General features: G+C 70.8%; 12 protein-coding genes and 2 tRNA genes. 6 read left to right on the top strand and 8 right to left on the bottom strand.

What is annotated here, in order from left to right; all coding sequences use genetic code 11:
• Positions 1 to 75: 75 nt before the first annotated feature.
• Positions 76 to 1470, bottom strand: a complete 1395-nt coding sequence (locus GCL84_RS05235) for a zinc-dependent metalloprotease (protein ID WP_156754208.1) — start codon at positions 1468 to 1470, stop codon at positions 76 to 78.
• Between the two features lie 79 nt (positions 1471 to 1549).
• Here GCL84_RS05235 and GCL84_RS05230 point away from each other — a divergent pair, with 79 nt between their 5' ends.
• Positions 1550 to 2650, top strand: coding sequence for a YlbL family protein (locus GCL84_RS05230; protein ID WP_156754207.1), 1101 nt, complete (start codon positions 1550 to 1552; stop codon positions 2648 to 2650).
• A gap of 11 nt (positions 2651 to 2661) precedes the next feature.
• On the opposite strand, the gene GCL84_RS05225 is transcribed toward GCL84_RS05230, so the two are convergent.
• A complete protein-coding gene (locus GCL84_RS05225) occupies positions 2662 to 3501 on the bottom strand; it encodes a hypothetical protein (RefSeq protein ID WP_156754206.1) in 840 nt (279 codons plus the stop codon).
• 180 nt (positions 3502 to 3681) lie between these two features.
• Here GCL84_RS05225 and GCL84_RS05220 point away from each other — a divergent pair, with 180 nt between their 5' ends.
• Complete coding sequence (locus tag GCL84_RS05220; RefSeq protein ID WP_156754205.1) at positions 3682 to 4395, top strand: GntR family transcriptional regulator; 714 nt, start codon at positions 3682 to 3684, stop codon at positions 4393 to 4395.
• Between the two features lie 24 nt (positions 4396 to 4419).
• Here GCL84_RS05220 and GCL84_RS05215 read toward each other — a convergent pair whose 3' ends face one another.
• Positions 4420 to 4974, bottom strand: a complete 555-nt coding sequence (locus GCL84_RS05215) for a PPA1309 family protein (RefSeq protein WP_156754204.1) — start codon at positions 4972 to 4974, stop codon at positions 4420 to 4422.
• A gap of 157 nt (positions 4975 to 5131) precedes the next feature.
• Here GCL84_RS05215 and GCL84_RS05210 point away from each other — a divergent pair, with 157 nt between their 5' ends.
• Together GCL84_RS05210 and GCL84_RS05205 are read left to right on the top strand one after the other, a co-directional pair.
• Entirely contained in the window at positions 5132 to 8149 is a 3018-nt protein-coding gene (locus GCL84_RS05210; RefSeq protein ID WP_156754203.1) for a UPF0182 family protein, read from the top strand.
• Positions 8150 to 8202: 53 nt separating this feature from the next.
• Positions 8203 to 8279, top strand: a tRNA-Met gene (locus GCL84_RS05205).
• Between the two features lie 46 nt (positions 8280 to 8325).
• On the opposite strand, the gene GCL84_RS05200 is transcribed toward GCL84_RS05205, so the two are convergent.
• Positions 8326 to 8847, bottom strand: coding sequence for an NADPH-dependent FMN reductase (locus GCL84_RS05200; RefSeq protein WP_156754202.1), 522 nt, complete (start codon positions 8845 to 8847; stop codon positions 8326 to 8328).
• 83 nt (positions 8848 to 8930) lie between these two features.
• Between GCL84_RS05200 and GCL84_RS05195 the strand changes: the two genes are divergently transcribed.
• Both GCL84_RS05195 and GCL84_RS05190 read left to right on the top strand, forming a co-directional pair.
• A complete protein-coding gene (locus GCL84_RS05195; RefSeq protein WP_156754201.1) occupies positions 8931 to 9494 on the top strand; it encodes a DUF2087 domain-containing protein in 564 nt (187 codons plus the stop codon).
• Positions 9495 to 9523: 29 nt separating this feature from the next.
• Positions 9524 to 9597: transfer RNA gene (locus GCL84_RS05190), tRNA-Met, on the top strand.
• A 63-nt stretch (positions 9598 to 9660) separates the two neighbouring features.
• Here GCL84_RS05190 and GCL84_RS05185 read toward each other — a convergent pair.
• The 4 genes from GCL84_RS05185 to GCL84_RS05170 are packed head-to-tail and all read right to left on the bottom strand — an operon-like array spanning position 9661 to position 15357.
• A complete protein-coding gene (locus GCL84_RS05185) occupies positions 9661 to 10575 on the bottom strand; it encodes a hypothetical protein (protein WP_156754200.1) in 915 nt (304 codons plus the stop codon).
• Positions 10575 to 12254: an ABC transporter family substrate-binding protein gene (locus tag GCL84_RS05180; protein ID WP_156754199.1), complete on the bottom strand. Its 1680-nt coding sequence runs from the start codon at positions 12252 to 12254 to the stop codon at positions 10575 to 10577. The genes GCL84_RS05185 and GCL84_RS05180 overlap by 1 nt, the downstream gene beginning before the upstream one ends.
• Positions 12255 to 12307: 53 nt before the next feature.
• Complete coding sequence (locus GCL84_RS05175) at positions 12308 to 14407, bottom strand: ABC transporter ATP-binding protein (protein ID WP_156754198.1); 2100 nt, start codon at positions 14405 to 14407, stop codon at positions 12308 to 12310.
• Positions 14404 to 15357: an ABC transporter permease gene (locus GCL84_RS05170; protein ID WP_156754197.1), complete on the bottom strand. Its 954-nt coding sequence runs from the start codon at positions 15355 to 15357 to the stop codon at positions 14404 to 14406. Before GCL84_RS05170 ends, GCL84_RS05175 begins: the two co-directional genes overlap by 4 nt.
• Positions 15358 to 15367 lie beyond the last annotated feature (10 nt).

The following is a 15367-nucleotide window of genomic DNA, read 5'->3' as shown; positions in this document are numbered from 1 at the left end:
CCGCGCCCCTGGCTCGTTCAACCAGGTGGGCGCGGCGTCCGCTGAGCGAGTGGTGCCCGGTCGAGCCGGGCCGGGTCAGGCCCTGCCGCCGTCCTCGGGACCCTCGTCCTCGGCGCCGTCCTCGCCGTCGGGGGCGTTGGCCTTGGCCTCGCGCTCGGCCTCCTTGGCCGCCGCCGACTGCTCGGTGCGCTTGAGCTGGGCGATCGGGTCGTCCTCGATGGCCGTCCCGGAGCCGACGCGGTCGGCGAACGCCATCGGGTCGTCGAGGTCCTCGGCGGTGGGCATCAGGTCGGGGTGGGCCCACAGGGCGTCCCGGGCGTCGAGGCCGTTCTGGTCGGTGACCAGCCGCCACAGCGACGCCGCGGCGCGCAGCTTGCGCGGGCGCAGCTCCAGGCCCACGAGGGTGGCGAAGGTCTGCTCGGCGGGCCCGCCGGAGGCGCGGCGGCGGCGCAGCGTCTCGCGCAGCGCGTTGGCGCCGGGCAGCCGGTCGGTCACCGCGTCGCCCACGACCACGTCGACCCAGCCCTCGACCAGGGCCAGCAGGGTCTCCAACCGGGCCAGGGCCTGCTTCTGCTCCGGGGTGGTCTCCGGCTCCAGCACCCCCGAGCGCATGGCCTGCTCGATGGTCTCCGGGTTCGACGGGTCGACCTGGGTGGCGAGCTGCTCCAGCGCGGCGGTGTCGACCTTGATGCCGCTGGCGAACTCCTCCACCGAGGCCAGCAGCCGCTGCCGCAGCCACGGCACCCCGGCGAACAGGCGGTGGTGGGCGGCCTCGCGCGCGGCGAGGAACACCATCACCTCGCTGGCGGGCAGCTCCAGCCCCTTGGTGAACTCCTCGATGTTGGCCGGGAGCAGGGCCGCGGTGTTGGCCGGGCCCAGCGGCAGGCCGATGTCGGTCGAGGTCAGCACCTCCGCGGCGAGCTGCGCCAGCGCGCCGCCGAGCTGCGAGCCGAAGGCCATGCCGCCCATCTGGCCGACCATGGCCAGCAGCGGACCGGCCTGCGCCTTGGCCTCGGCGGGCAGGGCGTCGACCCACGCGCCGGACATCCGGCGGGCCACCGGGTCGCACAGCCGCTGCCAGGTCGGCAGCGTGTGCTCGACCCAGTCCCGCGCGGTCCACGCCTGGGTGCTGGTGGCGCCCGCGGGCAGGGTCGTGGCCGGGTCCAGCCACATCTCGGCCAGGTGCACCGCGTCGGTGACCGCCTTGGCCGACTCGGCCGGGGCGACGAAGCCCACCTGGCCGGACAGGCGCTGCACGGCGATCTGCTTGGCCAGGTCGTAGTTGACCGGACCGCCGCCGCCGCCGGAGCCCGCCTGCGAGAGCATCTGCCCGAGCTGGCTGAGCATCTGGCCGAGCTGGCCGAAACCGTCGAAGGGGTTCTCCTGGCCGCCGCCGGAGGGCTTGGGGTTGCCGTCCTCGTCCCGGTCATCGGGGTCCGGCGCGCCGAAGCCGAACTTGAACTCGCTCATGGGTCCACGGTACGCGGCGCGGGCGGCCCCGCGCTGTCCGGTGATCCGCTCTGCGTGAACGCACGTAGGCTGTGGCGCCGTGAGCACTACACCGGACGCCCCCGCCACGCAGCCCGCGCCCGAGCAGCCGCGACCGGCCCGCGGGCTGACCCGGCGCGGCTGGACCGTGGTCATCGGCACCCTGCTCACGCTGGTGTTCCTCATCGCCGGGCTGTTCGTGCCGATCCCCTACGTCTCGCTGGGCCCCGGGCCCACCTACGACACGCTGGGCTCGATCGAGGACGTGCAGATCGTCGCGGTGGACGGCGAGCAGACCTACCCGACCACCGGCCAGTTGCGGATGACGACGGTGTCGGTGAACGACGAGGTCACCCTCTTCGGCGCCATGGGGCTGTGGGTGAGCGGCCGCTACGCGCTCGCCCCCCGCGAGGAGTACTTCCGCCCCGGCGAGACCGAGGAGGACATCACCAAGCAGAACACCAAGCTCTTCCAGGACTCGCAGAGCAACGCCGAGACCGCCGCTCTGCGCTACCTGCGCTACCCGACCCAGGTCATCGCCGCGCAGATCACCGCGGGCGCCCCCGCCGACAAGGTGCTCGAGCCCGGCGACCAGTTGCTGACCGTCAACGGCACCCCCATCTCCACCGCCGCGCAGGTGCGCGGCGCGCTGGCGGGCACCAAGCCCGGCGACTCGGTCTCGATCAGCTTCAAGCGCGAGGGCGTGGACACGACGACCTCGATCACGCTGGGCAAGGCGTCGGACTTCGGCGCGCAGGAGCGGTCGGAGGGCTTCCTCGGCCTCGGCCCCGCTGACCAGCCCGATGTCCCGTTCACGACCTCGATCTCGCTGGAGAACGTGGGCGGGCCGTCGGCTGGGTTGATGTTCTCCCTGGCCATCGTGGACCGCCTCACCCCCGGCGACCTGGCCGGTGGGCACACCATCGCCGGGACCGGGGAGATCGACCCGGAGGGCACCGTGGGGCGGATCGGCGGTATCCAGTTCAAGCTCGTGGGGGCTCGGGAGGCTGGGGTGACCACGTTCCTGGTCCCGGAGGGCAACTGCGATGAGGCCCGGGCGGCCACGCCTGATGGTTTGCAGTTGTTGAAGGTCGGGACCCTGACGGACGCTGTCACGCAGCTGGAGAACCTCAAGGCCGGGCGGCCCACCGAGGGCTGCTGAGGGGACGCCTTCTAGGTGGCCGCGACGACCTGGTTCGAGAGCGCCCGGACCAGTTCGACCCCGACCGGCTTGCCCGTGTGAGCGGGCACAGAGCCGAAGACCTTGGGCGACTCGGGCACACCGGTCGTCACCTCGCAGGGGCCTGCGTGCAGGGCCACGCCTTCAAGCACCACGGTCAGGCCCCCCAGGTGCGGGGTCCGGGTGACGGTGAACCTCGACTCGGTCAACAGTTCGTGCCAGCTCAGCAGCACGGTGCAGCCGTCGCTGAGGCTCATCTTGCCGAGGTCGACGGTGATCGGGTGGTCCTGCTCGCCCCGGACGACGACCCGTCGTGGTGAGGCGAGGGGTTGCGGATGCTGGTGCAGGTGCTCGGTGAACACGATCACTCGCTCCACGGCGTCGTGCGCGACGGATGCCGGTTCCACCACGGTGTCATCGATCAGGCTGGTGAGCCCGCGCAGCACCCGCACGCCGACCTCGATGCCCTGGTAGGGCTGAAGGCTAGGGAACAGCGCGGGCATGTCGTCGATCCGCACCCACGCTTGCGCGTCCAAGCCGCCGACGAACGGACCCGCGCTCTGCAAGACGAAGGACCTGCTGTTGCCGGAGCGGGTCACCGTCAAGCCGATGAGCTCCCCCGGGTCGACGGAGTTCCACCAGGCCAGCAACTGCGAGCAGGTGTCACCGAAACTCTCGCCCCGCACCTGCACCACGACGTTCGACGCCTGGTGTGCGCGCATGGTCATGTCCACTAGGACCGGCCGCGCCTCATCCAGGTCCGCCCCGTGGTAGTCCAAGTGCTGCTCAAGGCCAGCCACGCACTCGCGAAGACGCTCCAAGCCGAACTCCATCACAATCATCCTTCCCGACGTCAGTACGAATTTGCTCTATCTCTAGGTAGCTCAAAGTGTCATATGAGCTACCTAGGGGCGTTTGCAGGTCAGTTTGCACTACTAAGTCTGGTGATGTAAGGGTGGCTTGATCTACCCTGGTGCAGGACGGCGACAAGTCAGGCGGTGTGGGGAGAAGACATGGCGGGATACACAGACATAGCGGCTCACTTCCGTGGCCAGATCGAGTCCGGAACCCTGCTCCCTGGTCAGCGGTTGCCGACCCTGCGGGAGGTCATGGCCGAGTTCGGCGTGGCCCAGCAAACAGCAAGCCGCGCATACGCGGCGCTCAAGGCCGAGGGGTTGACGCGGGCTACCACCGGGGGAGGGACCGTGGTTGCTGACAGCGCAGGCGCGGTCGGCTCCCGAGTGCGTGGTTGGGCGGCGACCGGGCGTGCGTTGTCCGCTGACGAGTCGTCCGAGATCGTTGAGATTGGCACTGTCAGTGCCGACGAGGCCGTGGCGGCTCGGCTCGAAGTCGAGCCGGGGAACCCGGTCTTCGTCCGTCGGCGAGTCGTCAGTCGTGACGGGGCGCCAGCGCACTTGACCAGTTCGTACTACCTCTCCGAGGTGATCGAGGCCACCCCGGAGCTGACGGAGCCAACCTCGACGGGCGGCTCACGTGAGCTGGCCGCACAGCGTCTTGGCTCTGCGCAAGACCGTGTGCTCGAGGAGGTCACCTCGCGGTTGGCCACCGACGATGAGCGGGCCAAGCTCGGCTTGACCGGGTCAGCGCCGACTGTGGTCACGCAGGTGACCCGGACCGTGTGGCTCGTGGACGGGAGGATCGTGGAGGTCGCGGTGAAGGTCTGCCCTGGCGCGACAGTCCTCAAGTGGTCCACCCCGCTGGGGTGAGGCGCGAGGTCCTGCCCGGCAAAGCTACGGGCGCAGGGTCTCCAGCAGGGCTGTGGTCAGGTTCTTGGCCAGGCCGGGGTGTTCCACCACCTCGTCCAACTGGTCCGGGCTGGTCGTGCGCAGGCGCAGGACGCACGCGGTGGCTCCGTCTCGGGAGACCGCGGCGATGAGGCGGGCCTCGCGGGCCTGGGGGTGGGCGGCGGCCACTCGGCCCATCGCGTCGGCGTCGGAGTCGGGGAGTTCCGCCTCGGCGTCCGGGGGGAGCATGACGATCTCCTGGGCGAGGGCGCAGCCCGCGACGGCCTCGGGCCACATGATGGCGGCCAAGGCCTCGCCGAGGTCGCCCTCCAGGGGGTCCTGGGCGACGGGGGTCAGCGGGGCGGCGGTCGGGTCCAGGCGGTCGGCCAGCTCGGGCTGCTCGCGCAGGAGGTGGTCGGTGGGGACCAGCGCGAAAAGCTGCGGGGCCTGGTCCCAGCCGCCCGCGGCCACGTATTCCTCGACCTCGCGGGCGGCTGCGGCGAGGCGGGCGGCGTCGGGCGCCGGGGTGGTGGGCTCGGTCACCGGGCCATCCTCGCCCATCACCCGATCCGGCGAGTTCGCAGCCCCGGGCGGGCGGACATCCGTGCATATCGGGCACCCTCGCGGGAACCTGAACCACCCCTAATAGAGTTGAACAACCGGGGCCGGCTGCTGGCCAGCCCTGTTGATCTTGTGTAAGCGACTCTGGAGCGTGCCCGTGGCCACTCGGCCCCCGATCGGCCTGCCGAAGCTGTCCCGTCGCAGCCGTGCCCTGCTCATCATCGGAGCCGCCGTCGTCCTGCTCTTGCTGGTGGGATCGCGGCTGCTCAGCACCTACGTGAACTGGTTGTGGTTCGGGGAGGTCGGGTTCCGGTCGGTGTTCACCACCGTCCTGTGGACCCGGATCGGCCTGTTCTTCACCGTTGGCGCCGTCGTGGGCGGCCTGCTCGCGATCAGCCTGTGGATCGCCTACCGCTCGCGGCCGGTGTTCGTGCCCATCGTGGGCGCGGACGACCCGCTGGCCCGGTACCGGTCGAACATCGTGCAGCGGGTGCGGTTGTTCGGCATCGGCATCCCCGTCGCCGTCGGCCTGATCGCCGGTTCGGCGGCCCAGGGTGACTGGCAGCGGTTCCAACTGCTGCTCAACGGCACGGAATTCGGCGTGACCGACCCGCAGTTCGGCATCGACATCGGCTTCTACGCCTTCACCCTGCCGTTCATCACCTGGCTGATCGACTGGATGTTCGTGGCGGTGGCCATCGCGTTCTTCGGCGCGCTGATCACCCACTACATCTTCGGCGGCATCCGGCTCGCCGGGAAGGGCGGCCAGTTGGCCGCCTCGGCGCGCATGCAGCTATCGATCACCGCGGGCGTGTTCGTGCTCGTGTACGCGGTCGACTACTTCTTCGAGCGCTACGAGCTGATGTTCTCCGACAGCAACTCGCTGTTCAGCGGCGCGACCTACACCGACCTCAACGCGGTGCTGCCCGCCAAGCTCATCCTGATGTTCATCGCGGCCTTCTGCGCCGTGGCGTTCTTCGCGGGCGCCTTCCTGCGCAACCTGCAGCTCCCGGCCATCGCCACGGCGCTGCTGGTGCTCTCCGGGGTGCTGGTCGGCGCGGCGTGGCCGCAGGTCCTGCAGCAGTTCTCGGTCCGCCCGAACGAGAACGCCAAGGAGGCCGTGTCGATCCAGCGCAACATCGACGCCACCCGGCAGGCGTTCGGCCTCACCGACGACAAGGTCGAGACCGAGGACTACTCCGGCGTCAGCTCGGTCGACCCGGCGAAGATCCGCAGCGACCCGGCGAGCCTGAACACCATCTCGAACCTGCGCCTGCTCGACCCGAACATCCTCGCCCCGACCTTCACCCAGCGCGAGGGCCGGGAGAACTTCTACGGGTTCCCCGAGAAGCTCGACATCGACCGCTACACGGTCAACGGCAAGACCCAGGACTACATCGTCGCCGCGCGTGAGATCAACACCGCCGGGCTCACCGAGACCCAGGGCGGCTGGATCAACCGGCACATGGTGTTCACCCACGGCAACGGCTTCGTCGCCGCGCCGGCGAACACGATCAACTCGGCGCTGGAGGACGCGGCCGACCAGGGCGGCCAGTCGGGCGAGCAGGGCGGCTACCCGGTGTTCAAGGTCGGCGACCTGAGCAACCCCGGCCCGTTCAACGTCGAGCAGCCGCGCATCTACTTCGGCGAGCTCGCCACCGACCAGTACGCGATCGTCGGCGGCAAGAACGGCGACACGCCGATGGAGTACGACACCCAGAACACGACCTTCGCCTACAACGGCCAGGGCGGGGTGCCCATCGACAACCTGTTCAACAAGCTCGTCTTCGCGGCCAACTACGCCGAGCGCAACATCTTGTTCTCCTCGCAGATCGGCGAGGGCGCCAAGATCATGTACAACCGCAACCCGAGGGACCGCGTGGCCGAGGTCGCGCCGTGGCTGACGGTGGACGGCGACCCGTACCCGGCGGTCGTCGACGGCAAGATCGTCTGGATCATCGACGGCTACACCACGCTGGAGAACTACCCCTACGCGCAGCGCACCCCGCTGGGCGAGGCCACCACGGACTCCCTGGCGGGCGTCGTCCGCCAGGAAGACAAGACGATCAGCTACATCCGCAACTCGGTGAAGGCGACCGTCGATGCCTACGACGGCTCGGTCGACCTGTTCTCGATCGACGACAACGACCCGGTCCTCAAGGCGTGGGAGGGCGTGTTCCCCGGCACGGTGAAGCCGAGCTCGGAGATCTCGGACTCGCTGCGCGCGCACTTCCGCTACCCCGAGGACCTGTTCAAGGTCCAGCGCGAGCTGCTGTCGCGCTACCACGTCTCGGACTCCAACGAGTTCTTCTCCCAGAAGACCTTCTGGAACGTCCCGAGCGACCCGACGGTCGAGGGCGGCAGCCAGGCCGCGAGCACCAACACCGGCGGGGTCAAGCAGCCGCCGTACTACGTGCTCGCCCAGATCCCCGGGCAGGACAGCGCGACCTTCCAGATCACCAGCGCGCTGACCCTGCTCAACCGGCAGTTCCTCGCCTCGTGGGTCTCGGTCTCCTCCGACCCGGCGGACTACGGCAAGATCAGAGTCCTCCGATTGCCCACCGAGGCGTCCCAGGTGGAGGGCCCGAACCAGGTCCAGAACCGCTTCCAGACCACACCCGAGGTGGCGGAGAACCGGACGCTGTTCAACAACCCCAGCGTCTCACCGCAGTTCGGCAACCTGCTGACGCTGCCGGTGGCGGGCGGACTGCTCTACATCGAGCCCATCTACATCCAGCGCAAGGACGTCAACGCGTTCCCGCAGCTCGCCCGGGTGCTGGTGTCGTTCGGGTCCAGGGTCGGCTTCGCGCCCACCGTCCAGGAGGCCCTCGACGAGGTCTTCGGCGCGGGCACCGGCGAGGCCGCGACCAAGCCCGGCGACGCGGGCGGCGGCACCACGCCGCCGAGCACGCCACCGTCCTCCGGCGCCGCCCCGCCGCCCAGCACGGGCGGTGGCACCGGGGCCTCGCCGGAGATGGACGCGGCCGTGACGGCGCTGAACTCGGCGCTGGAGAAGCTGCGCACCGCCCAGCGCGACGGCGACTTCACCGCGCAGGGCGCGGCCCTGGCCGAGCTGGACGCCGCCGCCAAGCGGTACGACGAGGCGAAGGCCCAGGCAGGCGGCAGCACCGAGACCCCGGCGCCGCCGTCGACACCGCCCACTCCTGGAGGGTGAACCGACCCCCCGTGAAGGGGGTGCTCCGACCCGTGTATGGTTGCTCTTACCAACGCGGGGTGGAGCAGCTCGGTAGCTCGCTGGGCTCATAACCCAGAGGTCGCAGGTTCAAATCCTGTCCCCGCTACCACTGCACGTGCGGCCCGGTCCATGAGGACCGGGCCGCACGTGTTTGTTCACCCCGGGTACGGCGCGGCGTCGCGGGCGGTGCGCAGCGCGGTGGCCCACCACAGCAGGTGGGTGAGCAGCTTCTCCGCCGCCTCGTCCGCGCCCGGGTCGACCGGCACGCCCTGCGGGGTGAACCGCGAGTGCGCGTCGCGGAAGCTCACCGTCTCCCGGATGGTCACGGCGTGCAGGCTGGCGAAGACCTGCCGGAGCTGTTCGGCCGCCCGCAGGCCGCCGGAGATGCCGCCGTAGGTGACCAACGCGACCGGCTTGGCCGTCCACGCCGCGTGGACCGAGTCCACGGCCTCCTTGAGCGCTCCCGGGTACCCGTGGTTGTACTCCGGCGTCACGACCACGAACGCGTCCGCCCGGCCCACCGCGGCCGCGAACGCCGTGCGGCCCTCGGCGACGTCGGCGACCTCGACCTCGACGTCGTCCCTGGCCTTGGCCAGCTCGGCGAACCAGCCCGCGATGACGGGGCCGAACCGGCCCTCGCGGACGCTGCCGATGATCACTGCGACTTTGGTGCGCACGTGGGTTCCCTCCGTTGTCCCGCTTGCGCCGCCGACGGTAAAACCTCGAGCAACATGGAGGTCAAGCCGCTAGGGTCCCGGTCGTGGACGCTGCTGATGTCGTGCGGGTGCTGGCGGAGCCGGACCGGCTCAAGGTGTTCTCCGCTCTGGCGCTGGGTGCGGGCGACCTCGACGAGGTGGTTCGCCGGACCGGGTTGGGCGCCAAGGTCGCCGCGAAGGCCCTGGGCAAGCTGCGGGAGGCCGGGTTGGCCGACGGTTTCTCCGTGCGGGATGGCGTGCTCAAGCAGGCCGCCAGGGCGCAGGCGGGGGCGCGGCAGCCGGAGGACCACGGCTACGCCGATCCCGCCCAGGAGGCGGTCATCCGGACTTTCTTCCGGGACGGGAAGCTGGCCGCGATGCCCGCTGCCGCCGGGAAGCGGCGGCTGGTGCTCGAGCACATCGCCCAGAGTTTCAGCCCGGGGGAGCGGTTTCCGGAGCGCGAGGTGGACGCGGTGCTGCGGGCGTGGACCGACGGGACGCCCGGCGACCACGCGACCCTGCGGCGCCACCTGGTCGATGCCGGGCTCCTGACCAGGGACGCAGGCGCCTACTGGCGGTCCGGCGCGTGGGTCGACGTCCTCAGTGACCCCCCTGTGAAACGGGGGTGACAGGGATGTGTACAGTTGGTCTTACCCAACGCGGGGTGGAGCAGCTCGGTAGCTCGCTGGGCTCATAACCCAGAGGTCGCAGGTTCAAATCCTGTCCCCGCTACAACGCGCGAGGCCCCGGTCGATCAGACCGGGGCCTCGTCGCATGTGGAGGGACGGTCCGGGCTCAGCTCGGGTCCGAACCGCGCACCGACCACAGCCACAGCGCGAGCGCCCCGGTGATGCCCGTCGCCGCGAGGAAGCCGGTGAAGCCGCTGGCGTCCAAGTAGGACCAGAACAAGCCGACGAGCGGGGCGGGCGCAGCCGCGGCCAGGTCTGCCCGCCACGCGCGCCAGTGCGAGGGCGGGGGGATCTGGTCAGGTGTGGTGGCGTTGTCGGTGCGGCGGCCACGGGGCTCGGTGGCGCGGGTGGGGCCGGAGGGGTGCAGCACCGCGCCGGTGGGCAGGCGGACCGAGGTCCAGCGGGTTCCGGTCACCGACACCTCGGTGGGGGACGGCAGCGTGACCAGGGCCGGGTCGAAGTGCACCGGGACCCAGCGGGCCGGTCCGGACTCGGTCTCCAGCCACGAGCGGGTCAACAGGCCCCGCTGGACGCGGACGCGCCGCACCAGGACCCGCCGCGCCGGGCCCCTGGTGGCCAGCCACCGGCTGCCCAGCGCCCACAGGTCGACCAGGACGACCAGGCCCGCCACGACGGCGGTGAAGGCGATCCCGCTCGCGGCGCGGTCGGCGTCGGCCAGCAGCGCCGCGCCGGGGACCACGGCCCGGGTCGGGTCGGCGGGGGAGTAGGCGATGGTGGCCGGGGTGGGCCCGGTCGGGGGGCGCACGGCGATCGCGACCTCCGCCGACACCTCCCGTCCCTCGACCGGCCACGTGGCCAGGACGACACCGGGGCGCAGGGGCGCGACGGTCCCCGACGCACGGGCCGTCAGCCCCGACAGCTCAGCCGCAGCGGCCCCGTACGAGCGCCAGGACACCAGCGCCACCACCGCGCAGACGGCGAGCACCACCAGCGTCCTGGCGCCGACGTGCCGGACCGCGCGCACCCCGAGGAGCGCGCGCGGTCCGGTGGTGTGGCTCATCAGCCGGTGAAGCCGATCTTGGTGTAGTCCGGGTCGGCCACGCCGAAGCTGCCGAAGTTGGCCAGCGTCGAGCGGACCGCCCTGGTGCCGGGCACCAGGTACAGCGGCAACTGGTGGCCCTCGGCCCAGATCAGCTTGTCCGCCTCCTGGATCAGCGCGACGCGCTTGGCGTCGTCGAACTCGGCGTTGGCCGCCAAGAGCTTGGCGTTGATCTCCTCGGAGCCGATGGCACCGAAGTTCTGCTTCTTGGCGTCCGGGTCGAGGAAGTAGACCTCGCGCGAGGAGCTGATCGGCCACGGGTCCTGCTGCCAGGCCAGGCCCACCATGTCGAAGTTGCCGGGCATCACGTACTCCTTGAAGAAGGTCGCGCCGGGCACCAAGTCGATGACGACGTTGACGCCGACCTCCTTGAGCTGCGCCTGGGTCAGCTTGGAGATCTGCTCGGTGATCGGGTTCCCCGCGCCGCCCAGCAGCCGGATGTCGAGCTGCTTGCCGTCCTTCTTGCGGAACTCGCCCTCGAGCCTCCACCCCAGCTTGTCCAGGTCGGCCCGAGCGGCTTCCTTGTCCGCCTTCACCGGGGCGGAGTTGTCCTGGTAGTTGCTGGTGCCGGTCAGGAAGAAGTGGTTGCCCAGCGGCTCGGGGTCGGTCGAGATCGGGCCCAGGATGCCCTTGGCGAACACCATCGGGTCGAGGGCCTTGGAGACGGCCACCCGCAGCGCTCGGTCGGCCAGGATGGAGGTGGGGGCCCCGTTGAAGGTCAACTGGTTGTACTGCTTCCCCGGCGCTTGGCGCACCGTCGCGCCCGTGATGGCCTTGGCCCGCTGGAACAGGTCGACGCTGGAGCCGATGGTGTAGAAGTCGATCGCACCGCTGGCCAGCGAGTCGGCCAGGGCGGCGCGCTCGACCACCCGGAAGGTGATTTTCTCCAGCTTGGGCTTGGCGCCCCACCACGCGTCGTCGCGCACCAGGGTGACCAGCTTCGCGGTCTGGTCGATCGTCTCCACCTTGAACGCGCCCGCGGTGACCTTGGGCGCGCTCTGCCAGCCGGTGTTGAACTCAGCGGGGGTGGAGTTCAGCGACGCCGGGTAGAGCGGGGTGAACAGGGAGGTCCACTCGCTGAACTTCTGCTTGAAGGTGACCTTCACCTCCTGCGCCGACGCGCCCTGCTCGACCTTCTCGATGTCCTCATAGCCGGTGGTGGACGCCACCGAGAACTCGGTGTTGGACCCGTTGAGCGCCTTGGCCTGGGCGTCGAAGTCCGTCCAGGAGAACGGCGTCCCGTCGTTCCACTTGGCTAGCGGGTTGAGCTTGTAGGTGACCACCTGCGGGTCCTGGGAGGTCAGCGTCGCGGACTCCAGGTAGTCCCCGTTCACCTGGATCTTGCCCGCCTTGTCGGCGAGGTGCAGCTTCGGCATGATGGCGTCGAGGATGTGCTTGCCGTCGACCAGCGCACCGTTGACGTGGTTCATGTTCCAGTTGTCCGGCAACTGGTCCACCGGCCACTTGAGCTCGCCGCCGTCGGTCAGCGCGGCGGGGTCCACCTCGTTGATGTCCCAGCTCCCCTGCTCGGCGGGCGGGGCCTGCCCCTGCGGGTCGTCCGACGAGCCGCCGCACGCGCTCAGCGCGAGCGCCGCCGCCGTCAGCGGGGCGGCCAGGGCCACCCAGTTCCTCCGACTCACGGTTGAGTCCTCTCACTAGTGCGGCCTTCGGGGCAGCCGCGAAACTGACGGGGTCAGACGACCTCTCGGGACCGCGCGAAGTGGCACGCCGAGGAGTGGTCGCCGGACCCGTTCAGGGCGGGCTCGGTGTCCACGCACACCGACCGCCTGTCCTCGGGCATGGCCGCGTAGACGAAGCAGCGGGTGTGGAAGCGGCAGCCGGTCGGCGGGTCCGCCGGGCTGGGCAGGTCGCCGGTCAGGATGATCCGCTCGCGCACGCGCTCCTTGGCCGGGTCCGGGATCGGGATGGCCGAGAGCAGCGCCTGGGTGTAGGGGTGCTCCGGGGCGGCGAACACCCGGTCCACCTCGCCGATCTCGACGATCTTGCCCAGGTACATCACCGCGACCCGGTCGGCGATGTGGCGCACCACCGACAGGTCGTGCGCGACGAACAGGTACGACAGGCCCAGCTCGGCCTTGAGCTCGTCGAGCAGGTTGATCACACCGGCCTGGATGGACACGTCCAGCGCGGACACCGGCTCGTCGAGCACGATCAGCCGGGGCCGCAGCGCCAGCGCGCGGGCGATGCCGATCCGCTGGCGCTGCCCGCCGGAGAACTCGGCGGGGTAGCGGCTGCCGTGCTCGCGGCGCAGGCCGACCAGGTCCAGCAGCGCAGGCACCCGCTCGGCGATGCGCGCGGCGCTGAACCCGTGCACCTGCATCGGCTCGGCCAGCACGTCGCTGATCGGCATTCTCGGGTCGAGCGAGGCCTGCGGGTCCTGGAACACCACCTGCAGGTCGCGGCGGATGGCCTTGCGCCTGGCCTTGTCCAGCCGGTCGGTCGGCTCGCCCAGGACGCTGATCCGCCCGCCCATCAGCTTGTCCAAGCCCAGGATCTCCATCAGCGTGGTGGTCTTGCCGCAGCCGGACTCGCCGACCAGGCCCAGCGTCTCACCCGCGCGGATGTCGAAGCTGATGCCGTCGACCGCGCGCACCTCGCCGACCCGGCGCCGGAACACCGTGCCCTTGGTGACCGGGAAGGACTTCACCAGGTCCTCGACCGACAGCACGACCTCGCGCTCGGCCCGCGGCACGGCGGCGATCGCGGGCTCGCCGATGGTCGCCACGCCGAAGACCTCCGCGGCGGCGGGATCGCGCTCGGCGATGTCGGCGCTGCGGATGCACGCGGCCCGGTGCTCCTCACCCGCCCCGACCGCGCCCACCAGCGACAGCGGCGGCTCCTCGGTCAGGCAGGCGTCGACGACCATCGGGCAGCGCGGGGCGAACGGGCAGCCGGGCGGCAGGTCGGTCAGCGACGGCGGCTGGCCCTCGATCGGCACCAGCGGCTGCTTCTCGGCCGCGTCGAGCCGGGGGATCGAGCCGAGCAGGCCCAGGGTGTAGGGCATCCGCGGCCGGGTGTAGACCTCGTCCACCTGGCCGGTCTCCACCGCCCGCCCGGCGTACATCACCATCAGCCGGTCGGCGAACCCGGCGACGACGCCCAGGTCGTGGGTGATGATGACGATGCCCGCACCGGTGACCTCCTGGGCGGTCTTGAGCACCTCGAGCACCTGGGCCTGCACGGTGACGTCGAGCGCGGTGGTCGGCTCGTCGGCGATGATCAGGTCGGGGTCGTTGGCGATCGCGATGGCGATGACCGCGCGCTGGCGCATGCCGCCGGAGAACTCGTGCGGGAACGCCTTGGCCCGCTCGCGGGCGTTCGGGATGCCGACGAGGTCTAGCAGCTCCACCGCCCGGTTGGCCGCCTGCTGCTTGGACACCCGGCCCCGGCCGTGGGCCAGCAGCGCCTCAGCGATCTGGTCGCCGACGGTGTACACCGGGGTCAGCGCCGAGAGCGGGTCCTGGAACACCATCGACACCCGGCGCCCGCGCAGCCGGGAGAGCTCCGCGTCGCCCAGGCCCAGCAGCTCGCGGCCCTGGAACCGGATCGATCCGGTGACCCTGGCCGAGTCCGGCAGCAGCCCCATGACCGCCAGCGAGGACACCGACTTGCCCGAGCCGGACTCGCCCACGATGCCCAGCACCTCGCCGGGGGACACCGCGTAGCCCAGTCCGCGCACGGCGGTGACCCGCCCGTCCTCGCTGGGGAACGACACGCGCAGGTCGTCGACCTCGAGAACCGGCCCGTCGAACGGCTTGTCGGCCGCGGTCATGCCCGCTCCCCCTTGTCGATCTTCTTCTCCCGCTTGCGGCTGCCCGCCGCCGACGGGTCCAGCGCGTCGCGCAGGCCGTCGCCGAACAGGTTCACCGCCAGCACGAACACCACCAGGAACCCGGCGGGGAAGTAGAACAGCCAGGGGTAGGTGATGGCGGACTCGGTGCCGGAGGCGATCAGCGTGCCCAGCGAGACGTCCGGCGGCTGCACGCCGAAGCCGAAGAAGCTCAGCCCCGTCTCGGCCAGCACCGCCGCGCCCACGGTGATGGTCGCATCGATGATCAGCAGCGAGGCCATGTTCGGCACGATGTGCTTGGCGATGACGCGCAGCGGGCTCTGCCCCATGAACCGCGCGGCCTTGACGTACTCGCGCTCGCGCAGGGTCAGCGTCATGCCGCGCACGATCCTGGCGGTGATCATCCAGGAGAACCCGGCCAGCAGCACCACGAAGATCAGCCAGCTCTCGCCCTTGAAGGCGGGCGAGGCCACCGCGATGATCAGGAACGACGGCAGCACCAGCAGCAGGTCGACCAGCCACATCAGGACCCGGTCGACCCAGCCGCCGAAGTAGCCCGCCACCGCGCCGACGACCGCGGCCAGCGAGGTCGACAGCAGCCCGACCAGCAGGCCGATCGTCAGCGACTTCTGCAGCCCGCGCATCACCTGGGCGAAGACGTCCTCGCCGATCTTGGTCGTGCCGAACCAGTGCGAGCCGTCCGGCGGGGTCAGGAACGCCAGGTAGTCCGGCACGGCGTAGTCCCACGGCGAGAACAGCGGGTACGAGAACGCGACCGCGTAGAGCAGCACGACCACGACGAGGCCGAAGAGCGCGGACTTGCGGCGCAGGAAGCGGCGCAGCACGAGCTTGCCCCGGCTGGGCGTGCGCTCGGTGACGGGGGTGGGGTCGACGGGGGAGGCGGTGGCGGCGCCGTCGTCGGTGACAGTCATGAGTTGTTCC

Origin of the sequence: Actinokineospora pegani, assembly GCF_009745975.1 — a bacterium.
GTDB lineage: Bacteria > Actinomycetota > Actinomycetes > Mycobacteriales > Pseudonocardiaceae > Actinokineospora > Actinokineospora pegani.
The sequence above is the reverse complement of the archived record's forward strand: the minus strand, read 5'-3'. Positions and strand labels throughout refer to the sequence as shown.

What these genes read in the sequence shown, in the direction of transcription:
- GCL84_RS05235 (WP_156754208.1), bottom strand. Translation starts at nt 1,470, where the DNA reads ATGAGCGAGTTCAAGTTCGGCTTCGGCGCGCCGGACCCCGATGACCGG.
- GCL84_RS05225 (WP_156754206.1), bottom strand. Translation starts at nt 3,501, where the DNA reads ATGGAGTTCGGCTTGGAGCGTCTTCGCGAGTGCGTGGCTGGCCTTGAG.
- GCL84_RS05220 (WP_156754205.1), top strand. Translation starts at nt 3,682, where the DNA reads ATGGCGGGATACACAGACATAGCGGCTCACTTCCGTGGCCAGATCGAG.
- GCL84_RS05215 (WP_156754204.1), bottom strand. Translation starts at nt 4,974, where the DNA reads ATGGGCGAGGATGGCCCGGTGACCGAGCCCACCACCCCGGCGCCCGAC.
- GCL84_RS05185 (WP_156754200.1), bottom strand. Translation starts at nt 10,575, where the DNA reads ATGAGCCACACCACCGGACCGCGCGCGCTCCTCGGGGTGCGCGCGGTC.
- GCL84_RS05175 (WP_156754198.1), bottom strand. Translation starts at nt 14,407, where the DNA reads ATGACCGCGGCCGACAAGCCGTTCGACGGGCCGGTTCTCGAGGTCGAC.
- GCL84_RS05170 (WP_156754197.1), bottom strand. Translation starts at nt 15,357, where the DNA reads ATGACTGTCACCGACGACGGCGCCGCCACCGCCTCCCCCGTCGACCCC.